General features: G+C 41.6%; 19 protein-coding genes. 11 read left to right on the top strand and 8 right to left on the bottom strand.

All coding sequences use genetic code 11. From position 1 onward, the window contains the following. Complete coding sequence (locus tag GTQ34_RS07145; protein ID WP_166523091.1) at positions 1-2,262, bottom strand: T9SS type B sorting domain-containing protein; 2,262 nt, start codon at positions 2,260-2,262, stop codon at positions 1-3. Positions 2,263-2,524: 262 nt separating this feature from the next. Here GTQ34_RS07145 and GTQ34_RS07140 point away from each other — a divergent pair, with 262 nt between their 5' ends. Next, the gene (locus GTQ34_RS07140) at positions 2,525-4,207 is read left to right on the top strand and encodes a glutamine--tRNA ligase/YqeY domain fusion protein (RefSeq protein ID WP_166523652.1); all 1,683 of its coding nucleotides are present in this window, start codon (positions 2,525-2,527) and stop codon (positions 4,205-4,207) included. Positions 4,208-4,462: 255 nt separating this feature from the next. Here GTQ34_RS07140 and GTQ34_RS07135 read toward each other — a convergent pair whose 3' ends face one another. The 3 genes from GTQ34_RS07135 to GTQ34_RS07125 all read right to left on the bottom strand — a co-directional run bounded on the left by GTQ34_RS07135 (position 4,463) and on the right by GTQ34_RS07125 (position 8,098). Continuing rightward, complete coding sequence (locus GTQ34_RS07135; RefSeq protein ID WP_166523090.1) at positions 4,463-5,389, bottom strand: SPFH domain-containing protein; 927 nt, start codon at positions 5,387-5,389, stop codon at positions 4,463-4,465. Between the two features lie 87 nt (positions 5,390-5,476). After that, complete coding sequence (gltX, locus tag GTQ34_RS07130) at positions 5,477-6,994, bottom strand: glutamate--tRNA ligase (RefSeq protein WP_166523089.1); 1,518 nt, start codon at positions 6,992-6,994, stop codon at positions 5,477-5,479. Positions 6,995-7,060: 66 nt separating this feature from the next. Next, positions 7,061-8,098, bottom strand: coding sequence for an alkane 1-monooxygenase (locus tag GTQ34_RS07125; RefSeq protein ID WP_166523088.1), 1,038 nt, complete (start codon positions 8,096-8,098; stop codon positions 7,061-7,063). A gap of 75 nt (positions 8,099-8,173) precedes the next feature. Here GTQ34_RS07125 and GTQ34_RS07120 point away from each other — a divergent pair, with 75 nt between their 5' ends. The 6 genes from GTQ34_RS07120 (at position 8,174) to GTQ34_RS07095 (ending at position 16,036) form a co-directional block, all read left to right on the top strand. Next, positions 8,174-11,578: a coiled-coil domain-containing protein gene (locus tag GTQ34_RS07120; protein WP_166523087.1), complete on the top strand. Its 3,405-nt coding sequence runs from the start codon at positions 8,174-8,176 to the stop codon at positions 11,576-11,578. Continuing rightward, a complete protein-coding gene (gene ybeY, locus GTQ34_RS07115; protein WP_166523086.1) occupies positions 11,559-11,978 on the top strand; it encodes an rRNA maturation RNase YbeY in 420 nt (139 codons plus the stop codon). Before GTQ34_RS07120 ends, ybeY begins: the two co-directional genes overlap by 20 nt. A 2-nt stretch (positions 11,979-11,980) precedes the next feature. Next, entirely contained in the window at positions 11,981-13,849 is a 1,869-nt protein-coding gene (gene mnmG, locus GTQ34_RS07110; RefSeq protein ID WP_166523085.1) for a tRNA uridine-5-carboxymethylaminomethyl(34) synthesis enzyme MnmG, read from the top strand. Between the two features lie 89 nt (positions 13,850-13,938). Continuing rightward, positions 13,939-14,484 (top strand): hypothetical protein, encoded by a 546-nt coding sequence (locus tag GTQ34_RS07105; protein WP_166523084.1) that lies wholly within the window; start codon positions 13,939-13,941, stop codon positions 14,482-14,484. Next, entirely contained in the window at positions 14,462-15,304 is an 843-nt protein-coding gene (locus GTQ34_RS07100; RefSeq protein WP_166523083.1) for a class I SAM-dependent methyltransferase, read from the top strand. The genes GTQ34_RS07105 and GTQ34_RS07100 overlap by 23 nt, the downstream gene beginning before the upstream one ends. Positions 15,305-15,529: 225 nt before the next feature. Further along, positions 15,530-16,036 carry an OmpH/Skp family outer membrane protein gene (locus tag GTQ34_RS07095; RefSeq protein ID WP_166523082.1) on the top strand — a complete coding sequence of 169 codons (507 nt, stop codon included), beginning with the start codon at positions 15,530-15,532 and terminating at the stop codon, positions 16,034-16,036. A gap of 67 nt (positions 16,037-16,103) precedes the next feature. On the opposite strand, the gene GTQ34_RS07090 is transcribed toward GTQ34_RS07095, so the two are convergent. Continuing rightward, entirely contained in the window at positions 16,104-16,568 is a 465-nt protein-coding gene (locus GTQ34_RS07090; protein WP_166523081.1) for a YHS domain-containing (seleno)protein, read from the bottom strand. Between the two features lie 132 nt (positions 16,569-16,700). Here GTQ34_RS07090 and GTQ34_RS07085 point away from each other — a divergent pair, with 132 nt between their 5' ends. After that, the gene (locus GTQ34_RS07085; protein WP_166523080.1) at positions 16,701-17,615 is read left to right on the top strand and encodes an AraC family transcriptional regulator; all 915 of its coding nucleotides are present in this window, start codon (positions 16,701-16,703) and stop codon (positions 17,613-17,615) included. Here the strand turns inward: GTQ34_RS07085 and GTQ34_RS07080 are convergent. Continuing rightward, on the bottom strand, positions 17,612-18,010 hold the full coding sequence (locus tag GTQ34_RS07080; protein ID WP_166523079.1) for a DoxX family protein: 399 nt from the start codon (positions 18,008-18,010) through the stop codon (positions 17,612-17,614). The genes GTQ34_RS07085 and GTQ34_RS07080 overlap by 4 nt on opposite strands. 13 nt (positions 18,011-18,023) lie before the next feature. Next, positions 18,024-19,175, bottom strand: a complete 1,152-nt coding sequence (locus GTQ34_RS07075; RefSeq protein WP_166523078.1) for a DNA polymerase III subunit — start codon at positions 19,173-19,175, stop codon at positions 18,024-18,026. 131 nt (positions 19,176-19,306) lie between these two features. Between GTQ34_RS07075 and GTQ34_RS07070 the strand changes: the two genes are divergently transcribed. From GTQ34_RS07070 to GTQ34_RS07060, 3 genes are all read left to right on the top strand, one after another. Beyond that, a complete protein-coding gene (locus GTQ34_RS07070; protein ID WP_166523077.1) occupies positions 19,307-20,497 on the top strand; it encodes a phosphoglycerate kinase in 1,191 nt (396 codons plus the stop codon). A gap of 118 nt (positions 20,498-20,615) precedes the next feature. Further along, positions 20,616-22,199, top strand: coding sequence for a LysM peptidoglycan-binding domain-containing protein (locus GTQ34_RS07065; RefSeq protein WP_166523076.1), 1,584 nt, complete (start codon positions 20,616-20,618; stop codon positions 22,197-22,199). A gap of 12 nt (positions 22,200-22,211) precedes the next feature. Then, the gene (locus GTQ34_RS07060; RefSeq protein WP_166523075.1) at positions 22,212-23,198 is read left to right on the top strand and encodes a DUF4837 family protein; all 987 of its coding nucleotides are present in this window, start codon (positions 22,212-22,214) and stop codon (positions 23,196-23,198) included. 83 nt (positions 23,199-23,281) lie between these two features. On the opposite strand, the gene GTQ34_RS07055 is transcribed toward GTQ34_RS07060, so the two are convergent. Beyond that, positions 23,282-23,452 (bottom strand): DUF6747 family protein, encoded by a 171-nt coding sequence (locus tag GTQ34_RS07055; protein ID WP_166523074.1) that lies wholly within the window; start codon positions 23,450-23,452, stop codon positions 23,282-23,284. Between the last annotated feature and the right edge of the window lie 136 nt (positions 23,453-23,588).

Here is a 23,588-nt window from a genome sequence, read left to right as displayed (position 1 = left end):
TTATCTAATAACGGTTATGGTTCCTTGTTTTAAACTAGATCCTCCTTTCGTGATTTTGTAATAGAAAATCATGCTCGATTTGTTGAAGGTCGTTGTCGATTGCGGCCAGTTGTTTTCGTAGTTGGCTTGACTGAATATTTCTTTTCCGGTCTCATCATAAATGGTGACCAGAACATCGCTGTTTCTTGAAAAGGTGTTAGGCAATACCCACAGGTCATTGATGCCATCACCATTTACGGTAATCACATTGGGAACAGCAAACGTATCTCTATAGGTGATTGTTATGACCCGGCTTATTGTACAGTTGCCGAAACTGGCTACCAACAAATATTCACCTTCTTGCTGAAAGCTGTAAAAATCTTGGGTGCCCAAGAGGGTGTTGTTAGAATCAAACCATTCATAAGATTGACCACCACTTGCCGTGACAGTTTCCGTTTCACCTTCTATAATCACTAGGTCTTGTGGCTTGTCCAAGGACAGCAAGGATTCATCAAAAGCGTTAACGGTAATAACGTTTGAGTTCAAAGGACAATCGTTTGTTGTAATCACCAATTGATAGTCTCCCACTTCGTCTGCGGTTAAGGTTTCTGCCGAGGAATCCACAACTTGGCCATTTCTTAACCATTGGAACGTCTCACTTGTTAAATCCTTGGATGTGGTCAAAACAATTGGGGCGGCCCCGTCACATAGGACTGTGCCGTTGGAAGATATTTCCAAAACCTCACTGGTAGACAACTTTACATTGAGGTTGTTGGACGCAGCATTGAAGCTATCCAAAACACCCTCTAAGGTGTAGCCTCCATTATCCTCAAAGCTCGATAGCGTAATTGTTTTAGATGTTTCACCGCCGATGGAAGCACCATCTTTTTTCCATTGATAGGCAAAAGAAGACTGAACCTCCGAAGTCACATCAGTTTTTGCTCCAGAGCTGCTTACCGCATTAATGGCGGAAAGGCTTAGGGTCGCATCTGAACTTTCGCAAGCTGTATAAGCCCCTACATAGGCAATTACAAATTCAAAGGAATCTGGTGAAACTATGGTTGTTGTATCCGAATCCACTGGAGAACCGGAGCAACCACCACTTGTTTCAGTAACCCTTACAAAGTAGTTTCCTGTTTCAGAGATATTTAATGTACTGTTGGTTGCACCAGTAATAGGGCTTCCATCCTTGAACCATTGATAGTTTGGTGATGTTGCCGTCGTGGTCGCCGAAAGTATTGCCGATTGGGCCGGTAAAAGCACAATTTCCGAAGCATTTTGTCTGGTGACTTCAAAATTCCCAAGATTATTTACAGTCACTGGAGCAGAGCGCTCTAAACAGGCGCCAGAACCGCTAATTTCAACTTCATAGTTTCCATCGAAACCGCTCGCTGAGGTGTTAACGGCAAATGAATCTCCCTCCAAAACAGGACCAGCAACAATGGAATTATCTTTATACCAGGTATAGGTCAGCCCCATTCCGGTTATACTTGCTTGCAAGGTATAGGAATCACCTGAGCATAGGCCCACGTTGTCCGAACCGTTTATTGCCACCCCCAAACTGCTTCCTGTTATAATTTCTATGGTGTTGGAGAGCGTGTTGGCAGATCCAGAGCAAATTGAGCCATAATCGAGTTCAACATAGTACATGCCAGCAGAGGACACTGTGATACTTTCTGATTTTTCAGCCAAAGGAGTTCCGCTTCTATACCAGTTATATTGATAGGAGCTTGCATTAGGAATGTTATGGGCGGCAAGAGTTACCGATGCTCCACCACAAAGCTGTATCGTTCCTCCCGGAGGAATGGTCCCATTACCATCTTGACTTATCAATAAGGGTGAATTGTAATCCACAAAGTACATGGAATAGGCATCTGAGGCAGGACTGGTTTTAGCCGGGCTAGTGCTACGCACCCGCATTTTGTAGTTTTCCCCTCTAATATCAGTGGGCACGGCAAACTCAAAGTCAAAATCAAAAATGTTGTTCTTATCGCTTGCTCTGGCCAATTCTCTTGGAGAACCAAAGTTTCCATTGGCATCGGAAAGTTCCAGAACAAATTCGTTATCGGAATTCACCAGAGGTGGGCTCCAGGTAAAGTTTACAAAATACTCATTGAAACTTGAAGAGGCACAGGCGGCGGTCCATGGCGAATTACCGCCAAGATTCGGATTGTCTGCAGCCACAGGCTTGTTCAGTACCTGGGAGCTTACTGTGGAGCTGCCGGCGAACACAATGGCCAGCATCAGCACAAGAATGTTACAGAGTGAACTTCTTTTTTTCATCAGCGTTAGTTTTAAGAGGTTGAGGACAATACTGCCCATATTTTGTGCCCCTTAATCTTGTTTAGTTCGTTGAGACGCCTTTCGGCGAAGCATTTTCATATAACATTCCTAATAACAAATATGATTTTATTTTCGTCGAAAGGAAAGATATTGTTGTAGGGGGCGTCAAAAGTGTTGTGAAATGGCTTTCTTTGTATACTCTGAACAGGATAGATGGCTAGAAACAGGGTATTTTGCTACATTTGCCCTTCAAATTTTGGATATGGCTGAAGATGTCAAATCGTTGAATTTTATAGAGCATATCATAGAGGAAGATTTGCGGAGCGGATATGCTAAAGATGACCTGCGTTTTCGATTTCCTCCTGAACCAAACGGCTACCTTCACATCGGTCATGCGAGCTCTATTTGTCTCAATTTTGGGTTGGGATTGCGTTACAATGCCCCGGTAAACCTGCGTTTTGATGACACCAACCCCACCAAGGAGGAGAAGGAATATGTTGACGCGATCAAGGAAGATGTTGCTTGGTTGGGATATACATGGGATCAGGAATGCTATGCATCAGACTACTTTCAGCAGTTGTATGACTGGGCCGAGGAGCTGATTAAAAAAGAAAAGGCCTACGTGGATAGTCAAAGCTCTGAAGAAATAGCAAATCAAAAAGGTACTCCGACAGAAGCCGGAAAGGAAAGTCCATATCGCAATCGTTCCGTGGAAGAGAATTTAAAGCTTTTTGAAGGGATGAAAAATGGTGAGTTTGAGGAGGGAGCACATGTTTTGAGAGCCAAGATTGATATGGCATCTCCCAATATGTTGATGCGAGATCCCGTGATGTATCGAATTCTCCATAAAGCACACCATCGCACAAATACCGATTGGTGTATTTATCCCATGTATGATTGGACCCATGGAGAGAGCGATTATATTGAACAAGTATCCCATTCCCTTTGCACGTTGGAGTTTTTACCACACAGAGAGCTTTATAATTGGTTTTTGGACCAATTGGTAGATTCTGATAAGCTAAGGCCTAAACAACGAGAGTTTGCCCGTAGAAATCTAAGCCACACAGTGGTTAGCAAAAGAAAGTTGCTACAATTGGTGGAATCTGGTGCTGTGGAAGGTTGGGATGATCCGAGAATGCCGACAATATCGGGATTGCGGCGAAGAGGATATACACCAGAGTCGATTCGAAACTTCGCTGACACGATAGGGATAGCAAAAAGGGAGAACGTAGTTGATGTATCGTTATTGGAATTTCATCTGCGGGAACACTTGAATAAAATAGCACCCCGTGTGATGGCTGTTCTGAACCCACTAAAAGTGGTTATTACCAATTATCACGAAGGGAAAGAAGAATGGTTGGATGCGGAGAACAATCCGGAAGACGAAAGCGCCGGAACACGCAAAATTCCCTTTTCAAGGGAATTGTACATTGAACAGGAAGATTTTAGGGAGGAAGCCAATCGAAAGTTTTTCCGACTTAAGTTGGGAGGAGAGGTACGTTTGAAGAATGGTTACATCATAAAGGCGGAAAGCTGTAGCAAAGATTCAAGCGGAAACATTACGGAGGTACAATGTAGTTACGACCCAAAAAGCAAAAGTGGTTCAGGAACTGAGGAAAGCCTGCGCAAAGTGAAAGGAACCCTACACTGGGTTTCTGTACCTCATGCGATTACTGCAGAAGTACGGCTTTACGATCGACTTTTTACAGATGCAACTCCAGATGGTCATAAGGAAAAGGATTTTATGGAATTTGTAAATCCTGAATCATTAACCAAAATTACAGGATATCTTGAGCCTAGTTTACAGAATGCGAAGGTTGGTGACCGATTCCAATTCCAAAGACTTGGCTACTTTAATGTCGACAAAGATTCTTCAGACGAGAAACTGGTGTTCAATCGCACCGTTACATTGAGGGACACTTGGGCGAAATTGGAGCAAAAGTAGACCAATAGATTTTTTCTATTCAGACTTGGCTTCAGCATGTATTATCTCTATAAAAAACAAGCTGTTTAGAAGCGATTTATTAAGGTTTCTGGATTTCGCATACCAATACAGAATAGAGAAGTCCGAAAGTTCAGGAGCGGCTTCAAAAACACTAACTTTTAATTTTCTCGTACTTCTTAGACCTCGTAGCAGTGCCTTACTAAACAAGAACAAAAAAAGGGAGCAACTCACTCCCTTTTGGCGTTTCATTTTTCTTTATTCTTCTTTTTTCTTGTTATGCTGTTTCATGGCCTCACCAATTTGATTACTTGCGGTGAAGGAAGCTACCATGTTGTTCAGCATATCACTTCCCGCCTGGGGAGAATTTGGTAGCAAAATCAAATTTGTATTGGTTTCCTCCCCAATAGCCTGCAACGTATCATAATGTTGGGTCACCACAATCAACGCGGAAGCTTCTTGAGAATTGATACCAACTTTATTTAAGACCTCTACGGATTCTTCCAGCCCACGGGCAATTTCCCTGCGCTGGTCTGCTATACCCTGGCCTTGCAAGCGTTTGCTCTCGGCTTCGGCCTTTGCTTTCTCTACAATAAGAATTCGGGCCGCATCTCCTTCAAACTGTGCAGCTATCTTTTCCCGCTCTGAAGCATTGATACGGTTCATGGCAGCTTTCACCTGGGCGTCCGGATCAATATCGGTGACAAGCGTTTTGATGATGTCATAACCGTAGTCCAACATGGCATCTTGTAGCTCAGTCTTTACTGCTATGGCAATGTCGTCTTTTTTAACAAAGACATCGTCCAATTTCATTTTTGGAACCTCAGCACGGACCACATCAAAAACATAGGAAGTAATTTGATCGTGGGGATATTCGAGTTTATAGAAAGCCTCGTATACCTTGTCCCTGATTACAACATATTGCACGGAAACCTTCAATTTTACAAAGACGTCATCCAACGTCTTGGTTTCCACGATTACATCCAACTGCTGAATTTTGAGACTAAGTCTGCCTGAAATGCGGTCAATAAGTGGAATCTTCATTTGAAGCCCCGAGTTTCGTATGCTTTGGAAACGACCAAATCGCTCAATAACGACAGCGGTCTGTTGTTTTACAATGAAGAAAAACTTGAAAAGGATAACAAGCCCAATTAAAACAATTGGTATAAATAGAAAATCGCCCATGATGTTTATGATTTAATGTTAGAAATGGAAATTACAAAACTCAGTTACATTATAAGTGGTCATCCGTGAAGTTTTGTTACACATCTATCAATTGGGTAAGGTGGAAATTGCGGTTTTAATTCGACCAATACTTTCTTCTTTGCCCAATAAATCTAGAATATCGAATAAATGTGGGCCTTTCATATCTCCAACAATAACCAACCTTAATGGAGGCATTACTTTCCCAAAGGAAAGTTCCTGTTTCGTTATCCAATCCTTGATCACAGTTTCAATTTCGACAGATTCAAAAGCGTCGATGCCTTCCAAAACAGAAATGATTTGTCCCATTATTTTGGGTGTGTCTTCTTTCCATTGCTTCTTAACGGCTTTTTCGTTATAAGAAGTGGGAGCTTGGAAAAAGTAGCTGCCCAACTCCCAGAAATCGGAAACAAAATCAGCTCTTTCTTTGATTAGCCCAACTACCTTGGTTAGATAGCCCAGATCTAGCGTCCGTACTGAAAAACTGTCCACATTTTCCTCCATGTGCCTGAGTAATGTTTGAGCTAGTTCTGAATCATTTTTCTTTTGCAAATATTGATGGTTGTACCACTTCGCTTTTTCAGGATCAAAACGCGCTCCTGATTTGTTCACTCGGTCCAAACTGAAAGTCTGTACCAACTCATCCAAAGAAAACAGCTCTTGCTCCGTTCCGGGGTTCCAACCTAAGAGGGCCAAAAAGTTGACCAACGCTTCTGGGAAGTACCCTGCTTCTTTGTAACCAACGGACTCATTCCATGAAAGTGGAAATACGGGAAAACCGCCCTTTTCTCCATCACGTTTGCTCAGCTTACCTTTCCCTGCAGGCTTCATGATCAATGGCAAATGGGCAAATTGGGGTGCCTGCCAATCAAAAGCATTATAAAGGAGATGATGCAGCGCTAATGAGGGTAACCACTCTTCGCCCCGTATTACGTGGGATATTTGCATTAAGTGATCGTCTACAATATTGGCCAAATGGTACGTTGGCATTCCATCGCTTTTAAATAAAACCTTGTCGTCCAAAACATTGGTATCGATGGTTATCTCACCACGAATGAGGTCGTTCAGTACCAACTTTTCGTCCTGTGGAGATTTAAAACGGATGACATAATCTTCACCAGCATCAATTTTGTTCTGCACCTCTTCTTTGGACAAGGAAAGGGAATTAGAAAGTTTTAAACGATTGTGCCAATTGTAAATAAATGTCTTGCCCTTGGCCTCGTGGTCCTTTCTGTGAAAATCCAATCGTTCTGGAGTATCAAAAGCATAATATGCGCTACCTGCTTCCACAAGTTTTAGAGCGTAGTCTCGATATAGCTTTTTACGCTGGCTTTGGCGGTAGGGCCCATAATTGCCCTCTTTGCCAGGGCCTTCATCAAACGGAATCCCGCACCAATTAAGCGCATCAACGATGTATTTTTCCGCACCTTCTACATACCGGCTTTGGTCGGTATCCTCTATTCTCAGGATAAAATCACCCTTATGGTGTTTGGCAAACAGATAATTGAACAACGCTGTACGAACGCCCCCAATATGAAGGGGTCCGGTAGGACTGGGCGCAAAGCGCACCCGAACTTTGTGTTTCATCACTTATGAAATTGAGCTATAAAGATACGGTGTGTTTAGGGATGAAAAAAAGCGGTGATTTATGTTTTATTTCATCTCTTCTGGTATTCTCGGGTTCATTATTCTAAACCATATAGGTGGAAAGAACGATAATACCATTGAGGTAGGATAGCCATACGGCATTTGGGGAGAGGTGTCATGACAATCCAACAATTGGTATTTCTTGGCCGACTTATAATGATGGTCGCTATGACGAGTAAGTTCGTAGAGAATGATTCGGCCGATAACGTGGTTACTGTTCCAAGAATGACTTTCCTGAACACGCTCATATCTCCCAGAGGGCAGCTTTTTTCGTATTAGGCCATAGTGCTCAATATAATTGACGGTTTCAAGCAATAAAAAACCCACAACACCTACAGCCAAAGCAAAATACATACCCGATAGTCCAAAAAAGTAGTATACCGTTAAAAGATAGAGAGATTGGAGAATTAAGTACCAAAACATATCGTTTTTTGGGTTGAGAAAAGAAAGCTTTGACCGATTAAGAATCTGGGATTGTAGCTTCCAAGCACTAAAATATTGACCAAAAACGGAGGTGAACCAAAACGAATAAACACTTTGGTTGTACTTAGCGGTTGCAGGGTCTTCATGGGTGGCGGCGTTGGCATGATGTCCAAAATTGTGCTCGATATAAAAGTGCATATAGAACGAGGGCAATAAAAGCAGTTTGCCAAAGTAGCGTTCAATGGATTGTTGACGATGTCCCAACTCATGCCCCACATTGATGCCATTGACACCCAAGACAATACCCACAGAAAGCACCAAACCAACTATTTCGTAAACAGCATAGGTATGTGTTGAAATATCCCACAATGTGTAGATCAAGAATCCAAAAACAATTGGAATGTTTAAGTATAGCATCCAGTCAAAAACAGGACTGTTCGATTTTTTATCGAGTTGTTCTGCCGTCAGGTTATCCGTATCCAATGGCATAAGCAACTCCAAAAAGGGAATTACTATAAAGGCATAAACAGGAGTAAAGTAGCTCCAGTGGCCTTTGAAGTAAATACTGATTGCGGCGGCAAGAGGTATTGATAGGGCCGATAGATACTTAAGGTCTTTCATATAATCATGTTTTAACATAAAATTTTCAACGGAATTCCTTGGTATCGGGTATCTTGGGAATAAATATAGCATAAATTGGGCAGTTACGACCAGATATTATACAAGCTGAAGGGCTTCACTAAGAAGTACTACGCCAAGCAACTCATCAAGGGAAGTTTGCTTTTTATTGCTTTTGGGCTCCTTTTTTGGATAGCTATAATGGCTTTCGAGTTTTTACTGTGGCTAAATGAATCGTGGAGATTGTTTTTGTTTCTTGTTTTTGTTATTGTGGAGATGGTCTTGGTAATTCGGTTTATCGCCATTCCATTGATTTTTTTGTTTCGATTGCGAAGGGGTCTTACCTACGAGGATGCCTCCAAATTGATAGGGCGGCATTTTCCCAATGTAGAGGACAAACTTTTGAATCTTTTGGACTTGGCTAATGACCAGCAGGAATCAGAACTGTTGATGGCCAGTATAGAACAAAGGGCCAAAGCCCTTGGCCCAGTTCCCTTTGCGGAAGCGGTCAACATCAAGGAGAGTTTCAAATATGCGAAGTATGTTGTAATTCCCGTATTCCTGTTAGCGTTTATTTGGTTATCTGGAAACATTGCCTCTTTTTTCAATTCACATGAGCGGATAGTAAATTATGACATGGCGTACGAACGGCCCGCACCTTTTCAATTTGCGGTATTGAATGATGACTTGCAGGTTTTGGACAATGAACCGCTTACCATTGAAGTTGATGTGCAGGGTGAGGTGGTTCCCGAGGATGTTTACATTGTAATTGATGAGGAACCTTTGTTGATGACAAACAGAAACGGGATTTTTAGCTACACAATAGCACCTCCCGTGGCAAAGGGAAGTTTCTACTTAACAGCTAATGGATGGAATTCCGTAAAATATGGTTTTCGAAGTCTTGCGACACCTGCCTTGCTGGATTTTAAGATGACATTGGATTATCCAAAGTATTTAGGGCGAAATCAAGAGTCGGTTGCGGGAACTGGCAACGCAGTCGTCCCGGAGGGGACATTGGTGACTTGGCAAATTCAAGGAAGAAATGTGGAAGAAATAAGGTTGATAGAAGAAGATAGTAGCTCATTGATGGTTCAAGATGAGAAGGATTTCATTGGAAAGCGTAGAATTTTTGGTGACCTCGAATATCAATTGAGCACTTCTAACAGCTATGTGAAGGATTTTGAAAAGTTGAGTTACTTCTTAGAAGTTGTGAAGGACAATAAACCCACGGTGAAGGTGCAACAGTTCCTTGATTCCTTGAATCCAAATCAATCTTTTTACTCTGGTCAAGCAGCAGATGACCATGGAGTTAAACAGATACGTATGGTTTATTATTCCGTGGAAGACAAAGATGATAAGAAGCAATTGCTATTAGAGTCTCCCGGCACCAATGTACATCAATTCTATTACACTTTTCCCTCAGGTTTGGAAGTGGAGAAGGGTAAAGATTATGAGCTCTATTTTGAGGTAGTTGACAATGACGGAATACGAGGAGGCAAAACAACAAGAAGTAAAATTTTTAGAACATCTTTATATAATCATAAACAATTGGCTAACAGGAAGTTAGATGTTCAAAATAATCTTTTAAAGGACCTCGACAGGGAATTGGAAAATTACAAGGAACAAGAAGAGGCGCTAACGAGAATTAATAAAGAGCAGAAGGAAGAAAATAGCCTTTCCTTTGAGGACAAAGGACGCATAAAACAGTTTTTGGAGAAACAAGAAGAGCAAGAAAGGCTCATGGAAAAATTTAGTTCCCAACTTAAGGATAATTTGGAAAACAGTGAGGAAAATAACGAAATGAAGCAGCTTTTAAAAGAGAGGCTTCAACGTCAGGAGATGGAGGCAAGGAAGAATGAGAGGCTGCTCGAAGAGCTTAAAGAACTTGCTGATAAAATTGAAAAAGAAGAGCTTCAAAAGAGATTAGAGGAATTAGGAAAAAAACAAAGCTCTACAGCCCGCAATTTGGAACAGATTTTAGAACTGACAAAGCGATACTATGTCACTGAAAAAATGGCGCAATTGTCCAAGGAGTTAGATGAGTTGTCCAAGGAGCAACAAAAGTTGGCTGAGACTGTTTTGGATGAATCCCTAAAGAATCAACAAGAGCTTAATGAGGAATTCAATAATATAGTTAAGGAGTTGGATGAGTTAAGAAATGATAACCAGAACCTTAAAAAACCAATGAACCTTGACGTTACTAAAAATGAAGAGGAAAGCGTAAAGAAGGATCAACAAGAGGCAACGAAGGAACTTTCCGAAGCTGTGGATGGCGACCAGGAGAACAAGGAAGAAGCTCAAAAGAATGCTTCTAAAAGACAGAAATCAGCTGCTGAAAAAATGCGGGAGATGAGCGAAAAGATGAGCGATGGCGCTTCAGATGCAGGAGGGTCATCAGTAACCGAGGATGCGGAGATGTTAAGACAGATTTTGGACAACTTGGTAACGTTTTCCTTTAAACAAGAAGCATTGTTTGACCGATTGGAGGCGTCCGATTTTGAGGTTTGTCATTTTTCCAATACCGTAAGGGAGCAGAAAGAATTACGTAATATGTTCGAACATGTTGACGACAGCTTATTTGCTTTATCACTTCGAAGGGCTGAACTGTCAGAATTCGTTAACGAACAGATTACTGAGGTGTATTATAACATTGATAAGTCATTGGAAACTATTGCTGAGAACCAGGTATATCGCGGCGCATCATATCAGCAATACGCTATGAATGCAACCAATGCATTGGCAGATTTTCTGGCAAACATTTTGGACAATATGCAGCAAAGCCTTAAGCCTGGGCAAGGTAACGGACAGGGGTCAGATTTTCAATTGCCCGACATCATTCAAGGACAGCAAGGTATACAAGAAAAAATGAATGGAGCAGGGCAAAAAGGAAGAGATCAAGGAGGTCAACCTGAAAAAGGAAAAGGGGAGAATCAAGGACAGAATGACGGACAAGGAGAGGGAACGCAAGGCGAATCGGAGGGCCAAAGAGGGAAAGAAGGAGGGAATCAACCTAACAACCAGAGCGAAGGTAATGGGTCGGCCGGAGGTAATGAGATGGGCTTAGAAGAAATTTATGATATTTATAAGCAGCAGCAGTTTTTGCGCCAACAATTGGAAAAACAACTGGAAGATATGATTAATAAGGGGGATAGGGATTTGGCGAGAAAGCTACTAAGACAGATGGAGGACTTTGAGAACGATTTGCTAGAGAACGGCATCACGGCTCAGACGAGAAGCAAAGCCAACACAATTCAACATCAAATGCTGAAGCTAGAGAATGCCACCTTAAAGCAGGGCAAGAAGAGTAAGCGTGAAAGCAGGACGAACGAGCAAAAGTTTACGAACCCCATTATTACGAAACCGAGCCTTCTTAGGGAGAAGCAAAACAGTATTGAAATATTAAATAGACAAGCATTACCTTTGCGGCAAAATTATAAAAAGAAGGTAAAGGTCTATTTCGATAATGATAGAATTCCATTATAAGTCCGACTTCCGAATAGAGGATAAAACCCAATATTCCGATTGGATAAGTAGAATTTTGGTCTCCGAAGGATTTCATGCACAGCAAATAGATTTTATTTTTTGCACTGATGAATACCTAATTCAACTTAACAAGCAGTATCTCAATCATGATACATATACGGATATCATAACATTTGACTATAGCACAGGAAAGTCTATCTCAGGGGACATTTTTATTTCTACAGAAAGAATTGAGGACAACGCCAAGGAATTTAATGTGTCATTTGAAAACGAACTTTTACGAGTCATGGCACATGGGCTGCTACACCTTATGGGCCATGGAGATAAGACTCAGGGTGAGCAAAGGTTGATGCGAAAAAAGGAAGAAGAAAAAATAAAAATGTTCCACGTGGAACAATAGCGATGTTTGAAAAGGAATATGATGTTATAGTTGTGGGCGGTGGTCATGCGGGAGCGGAGGCCGCCGCTGCCGCAGCCAATATGGGCTCAAAAACGCTGCTCGTTACAATGAATCTACAGACCATTGGACAAATGTCTTGCAATCCTGCAATGGGTGGAATTGCAAAGGGACAAATTGTGCGGGAAATTGATGCATTGGGCGGGTATAGTGGGATCATTACGGACAAGTCGGCCATTCAGTTTAAAATGTTGAACAAATCCAAGGGGCCCGCCATGTGGAGCCCACGCGCCCAAAACGACCGAATGCGATTTGCAGAAGAATGGCGCTTGGCGCTTGAACGCACACCAAATGCTGATTTTTATCAGGAAATGGTAAGAGGACTTTTGGTTGAGGGCGAAAGGGTTGTAGGTGTCAGGACTTCTTTAGGAATTGATATAAAGTCAAAAGCGGTTGTGCTTACGAATGGCACATTTTTAAACGGACTTATTCATATTGGAGAGAAACAATTTGGAGGCGGAAGAGCAGGCGAAAAAGCTGCGACTGGCATAACGGAGCAACTGTTGGATTATGGCTTTGATAGTGGAAGGATGAAAACGGGCACCCCGCCAAGGGTGGATGGAAGATCGCTCGACTATAAAAAGATGATTCCACAGCCTGGAGATGCAGTTCCTGAGAAATTTTCTTATCTGGAAACTCCGGTTCTCAAGGAACAACGGGATTGCTTTATGACGCACACCAGTCGTGAGGTGCATGAGCTGCTTCGAGAAGGCTTTGACAGATCTCCAATGTTCAATGGCAGGATAAAAAGCATTGGCCCTAGATATTGCCCTTCAATTGAGGATAAAATACATCGGTTCGTAGATAAAGATTCACATCAAATTTTTGTTGAGCCGGAAGGCTGGCATACGGTTGAGGTATATGTGAATGGTTTTTCAACGTCATTGCCAGAAGACGTCCAGTACAAGGCACTTAAATCTGTAAGGGGCTTTGAGCATGTGAAGTTCTTCAGGCCCGGGTATGCGATTGAATATGATTATTTCCCTCCCACACAATTAAAGCATACTTTGGAGACCAAGTTGGTGGAGAACCTATATTTTGCAGGCCAAATAAATGGGACCACAGGCTACGAAGAGGCAGCTTCACAAGGATTAATGGCAGGCATAAATGCCCATTTAAAGATCAATGAGAAGAACCCTTTTATTTTAAAGAGGGATGAAGCCTACATAGGGGTACTTATAGATGATTTGATTACCAAGGGCACAGAAGAACCCTATAGGATGTTCACTTCTAGGGCAGAATATAGAACTTTACTGCGTCAGGATAACGCAGATTTGAGGCTCACACCCAAAGGTTATGCAATTGGCTTGGCCAAGGAAGAACGCCTATATAGAATGGAAGAGAAACAAAAGCAATCAAAAGCGTTTATTGACTTTTTTAGGAAAACCAGTTTTGCTCCGGAAGAAATCAATCCCATATTATCTTCTGTTGATTCTGCTGCGGTAAAACAATCGGACAAATTGTTCAAGGTGTTTTCCAGACCCAGAGTCACCATGGCACACATGCTTCAATTGGACGCCGTTTCAAATTTTGTAAATGAGCATGAACTGAGCTCAGAAGTTTTGGAACAGGCCGAGATTCAAGTGAAATATTCAGGTTACATAGAGAAGGAAAGGAACAATGCGGATAAGTTACATCGACTGGAAAATGTAAAGATTCCAGAAAACTTTGACTATACCAAGCTGAAATCATTATCATATGAAGCTAGAGAAAAACTACAAGCTATACGCCCCGTTACAATTTCTCAGGCCTCTAGAATTAGTGGTGTTTCTCCTTCAGACATTAGTGTTTTACTGGTTTTTTTGGGCAGATAAACAACTTGTTCCACGTGGAACAAAAACATAATTTGTTTTGTCTTCATTGGCTTGATTTTTGATTTTAACTAGGATCAAATCAGATGGCTATGAAGAAAATGTTGTTAACAGCATGCTGCTTATCCTTCATGATTTCATGTATTCCAATCCGAATAGCACCTAACATTGAGGGGCATAGACTTACTACAGGAAAACGATTTAAAAGAGGCTTGCCCAAGAAGACCATGTTTGTGTTTGAGGACCCGAAAGATGCGAATGAATTTTACAATTATATAGACACTAAGTTTCAACTTGCTGGTCATTTTGTTGATGTTGAAGTTCCTTTTGAGATTGATGGCCATGAGTTTTTCTTTTCGTTTTATGAAGTTGAGATTCCCACAAAGACCATCAATTTACTTCCTTTGGCTTTTGATGTTATTCTGAGCGAGGCCACTGATATGGACCCGGTGTTTGAACAGGTGCATACCTCACGAAATGGGAATTGGTATATTGCCATAGAAGTTTTTAGCGATGCGGAAAAAGATTGCCTCCGGAAAGATTCAGTTTCAAGGGATTTGGTTTTGCCCTATCTTCGGAGCCTGAAAGATGAATATTTGGCCACGCACAATTACAATGAAGTTGTATTTAAAAACTAAAGATTTTTCAGTTTCAGGTGAATTCTTCGAGTTGCATTGGGATCCTCAAATGGATATGTTGAGCACGTTTCCCCAACCCAAGGATATATCGAGGTACTACGAGAGTGAAGATTATATTTCCCATACGGACGCCAAGTCATCGTTCACGGATAAACTGTATCAATGGGTGAAGCGAATAAATCTTAGGAATAAAACACAAATAATTGATAGTCAGGTACATAAATTAAAATCATTACTCGATTTTGGTGCTGGAACCGGTGATTTTGTGTTGCACGCACAAGCGTCCGGTTACGAAGCCAAGGGAATAGAGCCAAGTGAGAGAGCCCGTGGGCTGGCAGAAAGAAAAGGCGTTTCCCTGTACTCCAATTTGAAGCATACAGGAGAGGACAAATTTCAGGTGATTACCCTTTGGCATGTGCTGGAACACCTTCCCAATCTACAGCAGCAGATTATAGAAATAGTTTCACGATTGAACCAAGACGGAACACTTATTGTAGCAGTTCCAAATTTCAAATCATTTGATGCCAAACATTATGGAACCTATTGGGCCGGGTATGATGTACCCAGACATCTTTGGCATTTTTCCAGAACAGCCATTGAGAAAATCTTTCAACAGCATAATTTCAAAATCGTGGCTGTTCACCCTATGTGGTTCGATGCATTTTATGTTTCCATGCTTTCTGAAAAATACAAAGGAAACAGGCGCTATCTTTTTCACGCATTTTTGGTTGGCTTGTGGTCAAATATCAAAGCATGTTTCACCAAAGAACATTCTTCGCTTATTTATGTGCTGAAAAGGGAAAATAATCCGATAGGATAGTGCTGTTTAACGTTTTCTGACCACACCTTGTTAACTGGTATATGGTAAACCAAAAGACGTTTTGAGGCCTATTTCTGAAAGCACAAAGAATAGATTAAACCAATAAAAACCGCAAAAGCAATTGATTTTGGCTATTAATTAGTTGTAAGCTCTTTTGATTTTGCAAAAAGATAATCTTTCATTCCAAAAGCTTTTCTATTTTTGCCCATCATTAAAAACTGAAAGATGAAGAAATTTTTGGTACTGGCTCTGGCGATGATTGCCATGGCATGTCAGCAAAACAAAATAGGATATGTTAACAGCGTGGAGCTGATGGACAAATACCAAGAGAAAATCGATATTGAATCCCGATTCAAGACCAAAGCCGATGTCATGGCCAAAAAGAGGGACAGTATTTCTCAGGCATTTCAATTGGAACTTCAAGAATTCCAAACCAGAGCCCAACGCATGTCACAAAAGAACGCCCAAGAAGAATATGGCCAGCTACAACAGCGAGGTCAGTTCGTTGGTCAGCAGTTACAGCAAGAAGAACAACAGCTGCAGCAGAACAGTCAAGCTGAAATGGATACTTTGGTGAAAAAAGTTAAAGATGAAATCCAAGCGTATGGCAAAGCTAATGGATATACGTATATCCTTGGAGGGGGCGACGGAGGTTCTGTTCTTTATGGAGAAGAGACCCAAGATTTGACCGATGCCATTCTTAAAATCTTGAACGATAAATACAAAAAATAGAACTTTGTTCTTCTACAGAATAAAAAAGGCCCAATTTTAAATTGGGCCTTTTTTGATATAAACCATGTTAGTTTTGGCCTTCCCAATTGTCATCAGCCTTGACAATTAATTCTTTTTCGTTATTGTTCCATGGAACAATCGTATTAAAGGGCTTCCCCTGATAGTAATCGTTGTAGAACAAATACAGTTTTCCATCCCTAATTTTAAAGGTCTGCGGATCTGCAGGCACCATTTTCCCTTGCGTTGCCATGGCAAAAGCACAATATCCACCATATCTGGGTTGATAGGCACTTGGGTTGGACTTGAATGTTGTTGCGTTTTCGGGAGATATAAAATAGTAAGTGACCCCATGGTGATCAACGCTATTTTCGCTGTTTCCCCTTACAGCGTCGTGAGATTTGAAATAGGCGACAACATCATAACCCCCCAAAGCAATTTTTTCCGTATTGGTTGCAATTTTGTTTTGAGCGGAAGAAGTAACTGTAGCGCAAACCAAAACGGTAAGCGTTAAAAAGATGTGCAATACTTTCATAATAGTTTGTTTATAGATTAACAATACAAATTTGGTAAACCATAGAGCATTTTATTTTGCAAAAAATGCATATTTATTGACTATTCGTACAATATAATGGCTTATTGATTTGGTATTGGCTATTTTTGTTAGATGGATGATTTTGTTAGAGACGTATTGGAAACCGTCCGACTTAAATCTGCCGTTTATTTTAATCATGCATTTTGTGGTCCCTGGGGAATGAATGTGAAATCCGGCACTTTTGCTCAATTCCATTTTGTTACGGGAGGAAATTGTTTGGTGCGGATAGACTCAGAGGAGCATAAATTGTTTCGAGGTGACCTCATTATATTTCCAAAAGGGCATCAGCACGAAATCAAGGCAGAGATAAATTCAAGATGCTTGGACGGCCAAGACGTTGTCCAAGATATTATAAAGGGGAATAGTCCTTTTCCAAAAGGAGAAGTGAGCACACATTTGGTTTGTGGACATTATGAATTGGATTGGGACGTGAGCCATTTCATCTTACAGAATTTACCGAAGTATATCTTAATCAGGAATGAGCATTATGGGAGATTTGATTTGGTGAAAACGATTTTGGATATCATCGTTGAAGAACTGTCTACTAAAGAAATGGGCTACGAAATCGTTACATTGCGGTTTGCAGAGATATTATTTGTGTCCATTTTGCGGCAGTTTTATTTAAAACAGACCCAATCAAAGACAAACCTATTCAAAGACAGGGCCATTTATAATTCGGTCAACTACATCCACAATAATCTAGCAGCGAGCCTTACCATAGACAAATTGTCGCAATTTTCAGGCATATCACGAACCCTTTTTATCAACCGATTTAAAGAATCTATTGGGAACACTCCTTTGGCCTACATAAAAACGTGGAGAATGACAAAGGCCAAACAATTATTGAAATACTCGGCACTTACCCTGGATGAAATCAGCGAACAGGTCGGTTATGCATCTGCATCTGCATTTAACAGGGTATTTAAGCAGACCGTTGGCGTTTCTCCTAAAAAGTTCAGGGACACATCCATGGCCGAAGTAGCCTAGAGCTGAAACAAATAAACGAGAAAAACGGTAGGGATCAAATATATCACGATAGTTTGCGCTCCAGCATAGTCTTTGGCTACACGCTGTCCCAATAGCAGTAGCAACAAGGTGACTGCCGAAAGTGTGGCCCCAAAGAATCCGATTGTGCTTGTTCCATCAAAGACAAACTGGAAAATACCTACGGCACAAAGAATGCCCGAAACCATTTCCAATAGCAGCACAACACCCAACAATAGGGGGACACTTCCTTTGAAGAATGTTTTAGAAAAATGCTCGTTCAACCAGGCGAGGTTGCCTTTCCAGTCCATAATCTTGTCAACACCACTCTGTAAAAAAGTGATGGCCAAAAAAGTCAGCAATAAAATTTGCGTAGCATTGGCGGTGAAATTTTCCATAGGCAGTTTTTATTTATGCAGCCTTTGCATGCAAAAGCCGGGTGAGTTTAATGGACAAGTCCGTAAAAATGAGTTTAGAGTTTCCGTTTCTTTCCACATGAAAAATAGCCTCTTCCAACTCTTCCACAATATCCAAAATATTGTTTTCATGCACAAAAGGCGCAAACTTTTTTAAATCAAAACCATCCAAATGAATTTTGGCATGTACGAGTTCTTTCGCTTTGTAATTGAGCAAAAGAGATTGTCGCATCATACGAAGGCAGTAGTGCAAAAACTGCTTTTGAACTTCACGGCCCGTTTTCGCCACTTCATCACTCCATAAAATCAACTCTTGTATGGCACCTTTGTTGCCTTTAGCTTTAAAGGCACTTCGAACCCATTGCACAAACCACCGCTCAAAAACTAGATCCTCAGAGTCTTTGTTGAGCAAATCCAGTGCTTTATTAAAATTACCATTTGCCTCCTGTGCAATGGCATTGGAATCCTCCATGGTTAATCCTCTTTCAACCAAGGCATCAGCGATATCTTGTTCAGCAAGCGGAGGAAAATGTAAAATCTGACACCGGGAACGAATGGTGTTGATTATTTGCTCCTCCTCTTGGGCCAAGAGCAATAAAACTGTTTTCTCTGGAGGCTCTTCAATCAATTTTAACAGCTTGTTGGCTGCTGAAACATTCATTTTTTCCGCCATCCAAACAATTAAAACTTTATGGCCACCTTCATAGGATTTTAGCGACAGCTTTCGCACAATAGCTTGGGCCTCATCAACACCAATTTGCCCTTGTTTCTTTTCAATGCCAATATAGCGGTACCAATCAAAAAGATTTCCATAGGGCTGCTCTTCCACAAATTGGCGCCATTCCTCCAAATAATTGTCGCTTACCGCATGCGACTTCACTTTATCAGAATTGGAAACCGGAAAAGCAAAATGCAGATCGGGATGTGTCAGTGAATTGCACTTGGCATTACAGGCCACGTGCCCCCCTTCATTTTCTCCATTGACATTACAACATAAAAGATATTGGGCATACGCTACTGCCATGGGCAAAATTCCTGACCCCTCTGGACCAACAAACAATTGGGCATGCGCCACCCGCCTGGAGTCCGCAGTGGTGACCAGGTGGTTTTTAATATGCTCCAGGCCCAAAATGGTTTTGAACAGCATGTTTCAAAGATACATTTTTTACGTTCCACCTTTTTCAGAGTTTTTTGTTGAAACCCTAAAAATATAACCTTGGCTTCCCAAGCAAAAAGCAGGAAATCTTTACATTTGAGTTTCTCATAAACAAACGCTATATGAAAACCATAGACGATTATAACTTTGAAGATAAAAAAGCATTGATTCGTGTTGATTTCAACGTCCCGCTGGACAAAAAATTTAATGTAACCGATACCAGTAGGATTGAAGCCGCCAAGCCAAGCATTCTAAAAGTTTTGGAAGATGGTGGTTCGGCGGTGTTGATGAGCCATTTGGGCAGGCCCAAAGGCAAGGCGAACCCAGACATGTCTCTCTCCCACATCTGTGAAACAGTATCCGAAATAATCGGGGTACAGGTAAAATTTGCAGAAGACTGTGTGGGCAAGACTGCGGATGAAGCAGTTGAGGCCTTACAAAGCGGGGAAGTACTTTTGTTGGAAAACCTGCGGTTTCATGCTGAGGAAGAAAGCGGCGATGAAGGGTTTGCCGAAGCATTGTCCAGGCATGGCGACATATATGTAAATGACGCTTTCGGAACAGCCCACCGTGCACATGCTTCAACTACCATCGTAGCACAGTTTTTTCCTGGCAATAAATGCTTTGGGTATTTATTGGCCAAAGAAATAAAGGCCATTCAAAAAGTGATGCAGACTGGAGAAAAACCGGTAACTGCCATTTTGGGAGGGGCCAAGGTTTCATCCAAAATCACCATTATAGAAAACATCTTGGACAAAGTGGACAACCTGATAATTGGTGGAGGGATGACATACACCTTTGTAAAGGCCAAGGGCGGAAGTGTTGGTGATTCCATTTGTGAAGATGATAAAATGGACTTGGCCTTGGATATTTTGAAGCAGGCGGAAGCCAAGGGCGTGAAAGTACACTTACCGGTTGATGTGTTGGCTGCGGATGACTTCGACAATGATGCCAAGACCCAATTCGTAGATGTGGATGCAATTCCTGAAGGATGGCAAGGACTTGATGCCGGGCCCAAGACCCTTGAAAATTTTGGACAAGTAATTTTAAACTCCAAAACCATTCTCTGGAACGGGCCAGTAGGTGTTTTTGAAATGGAAACCTTTGCCGAGGGCACTATTGCCATTGGAAACTATATTGACGAAGCCACACAAAAGGGGGCATTTTCCCTTGTAGGTGGTGGGGATTCTGTTGCTGCTGTAAAGCAATTTGGTTTTGAGGACAAAGTAAGTTATGTATCCACAGGAGGAGGAGCGATGCTGGAGAGCTTGGAAGGCAAGACCTTACCAGGAATTGCCGCAATATTGGATTAGGCTGAGCGTTAATGAATTAAGGGGCTTATCCTAAATAGGATTGTTTTCGCCCTAAAAACTTTAATATTTCAGAAAAAAGAGCCATTTTAGTTCGTCCCAAAAGTCAAACCCTGTCCAAATGAACCAAAAAGTAAAAATTGCTGTGTTGGCAGCACTACTTTCCATCTCGCCTTTTGTGGCCGCTCAACAGATTGATTCTATCCCGTCCAATGAACAAACTGCGCAATCGATAAACATTTCCAACTCCGTTATTGACGGAGAGCCTATAGCATTGGAGCCGCGACAAGACGGCAAGTTTGAATTGAAGGATGTAGAAGATGCATGGAGGTACGACAGTTTGTGGTTAAAGGAGCTCCACAGCAGTGCCGAGCTTTTTAGCGATATGCTGTTGGAAGTGTCCAATCCAACTGAAGAATTGGATTCTGTATGGGTAGATTTGCCCACAGACACGCTCAAGGCCCGATTGGCCCTTTTGGATGAGAAAACACCGTTCAATATTTCGTACAACCCTTCATTGGAAAGTGTTATAAAATCTTTTTTGGTCCGCAGGCGCGACTTGATGCAACGGATGATTACCGCAAGCCAATTTTATTTTCCGCTGTTTGAGCAGGAACTCGACAATCATGATATTCCTCTGGAAATCAAATATCTGGCCATCGTGGAGTCGGCGCTCAATCCAAGAGCAAGATCTCGAGTAGGCGCAAAAGGCCTCTGGCAGTTCATGTACAGCACGGGAAAAATGTACGGCTTGGACGTTAGCAGCTATGTGGATGAGCGGCAAGATCCTATTTTGGCCACCAAAGCAGCGAGTAAATACCTTTCCAAGCTCTACAGCATTTTTAATGATTGGGATTTAGCCCTGGCAGCATATAATTCTGGTCCTGGCAATGTGAACAAGGCCATAAGACGATCTGGTGGTTATAAGAACTATTGGAACATTCGCCCTTTTCTTCCACGTGAAACGGCAGGATATCTACCTGCATTTTTGGCTACCATGTACATTTTTGAATATGCTGAGGAGCATGGTCTTCAATATAAGAAGGTGGACAGGCCTTATTTTGAAACCGATACGGTTCATGTAAAACAGCTAATTACGTTCGACCAAATAGCCAAGTTGGTAGACATTAGTACCGATGAATTGGAGATGTTGAACCCGGCCTACAAGCTGAACATTATTCCAAAAGTAAAGGGTGAACCCTACGTGCTTAGACTGCCCAAATCTAAAATAGGAAAGTTTGTTACCAATGAAGAGCAAATCTATGCTTACGTAAAAAAAGAAATGGATTCGCTGGAAAAACCACTGCCAGAATATGTGGAGTCCAAGGACCGAATCCGTTATAAAGTCAGAAGTGGCGACTATTTGGGGAAAATTGCAGAACGGTACGGTGTTGGAGTAAGTCAAATAAAAAGATGGAATGGATTACGAAGCAATAACTTGCGCATTGGACAACGACTCACTATATTCCCAAGAAAACCTTATGTCCCAAAACGAAGTGTTGCCCAAACATCAACTTCCAAATCATCCACCGGAGCAGTGGCCGGCAGTTCAAAAGTACACACGGTACAACCAGGCGATTCATTATGGACCATTTCAAGAAAATATCCCGGGATTACCATAGAAAATTTGCGAAAATGGAACGGTCTTAGTAGCAATAACCTAAAACCGGGCACAAAACTTAAATTGTGCGATTGTTCTTCGTAAATTTAGCTTAACATGAAAAAAATTGGAACACTATGCACCCTTCTATTGGTGGTGCTTTGGTCTTGTAAGGACACAGGACCCAAACAAAGATTTCTTCCACCCTCAACCGGGGGCATCAATTCCTTGATGGTGGTTATGGATACTGAGCTTTGGAAAGGTGAGGTTGGTGATAGAATACGCGAGCATTTTGCCGCTCCTGTCCGGGGGCTTCCTCAGGGAGAACCCAAGTTTACGATCACACAGATTCCTCCACAAGTGTTCAAAGGTGCAACGACCTATTCTAGATCTGTTCTTTTTGTGGAGCGCGACACTACCACGCTGGCCCACATTAAATCAGATGTTTATGCTAAGCCACAGAAAGTAGCTGTGGTAAAAGGGAAAACACAAAACGATTTGGCCCAAGGTGTTGATTCGTTGGCTGCAATGGCGATTGCCTCATTTAAAAAAACAGAGATTGAGGAGGCGCAACGAAGATTTACACGTTCCTTGAGCAAGGACAACGCCTTGCTAGAGGAACTGGGGATTAAACTCAAAGTCCCATCCTTGTATAAGGTAGGAAAGCGGGACAAGAATTTTGTTTGGATGGATATTCAGATTCCCAGGGGAACCATGAATATTGTCGCCTATGCAATGCCAGGAAACAGTTTCACCAACGATTCTACGTTTGTACAAGATATCGTTCAAATGAGGGACTCCATTGGAAAGAAGTACGTGCCAGGGCCCTACGAGAACACCTATATGGTAACCGAAAAAGCATTTGCCCCGTATGTTTTTCCTGCCAGAATCAAAGGGAAAAAAGCAGCAGAAGTCAGGGGAATATGGGAAATACACGGATACCCCATGGCAGGCCCCTTTTTGACTTATATCATAAATGATGAGGAGAACGACCGCAAGCTGGTATTGGAAGGGTTTACCTTTGCCCCTTCACAGGAAAAAAGGGATTATATGTTTGAGTTGGAGGCCATCCTTAAAACCGTGGATTTCAACGTTAGCCCATAAATAGGAATTTGGTAATCTATAAAATCAAAAAAGCCCAGAGGACAATCTCTGGGCTTTTCCGTTCTTTAAATGCTTAAAGCGTTTTAGTCAAAGGCAAAGCCGGTAGCTAGTCTGTACACAAAGGCGTAAAGCACTATGAAAAACATAACAAAGCTAAACCAGGCAAACGCCTTAAAATATTTTTCTATAACGATATGCCCCAAATTTCGGAAAGCATCTAAATAAATTTCTCTTACAAGTAATAATTTTCTCATATTTCTGATTTTAAGATTTAAAGACATTACAAAGATTGGGTAATGAAATTGTCATTGAAAAAGAATGGGATGAAAGACAAAAAAAGGACGACGAAAACTTTCCCCCAGAAAAAAACTCCATTAAGCAACACATTTC

Source organism: Flagellimonas ochracea (assembly GCF_009903685.1).
Classification (GTDB): domain Bacteria; phylum Bacteroidota; class Bacteroidia; order Flavobacteriales; family Flavobacteriaceae; genus Flagellimonas; species Flagellimonas ochracea.
The sequence above is the reverse complement of the archived record's forward strand: the minus strand, read 5'-3'. Positions and strand labels throughout refer to the sequence as shown.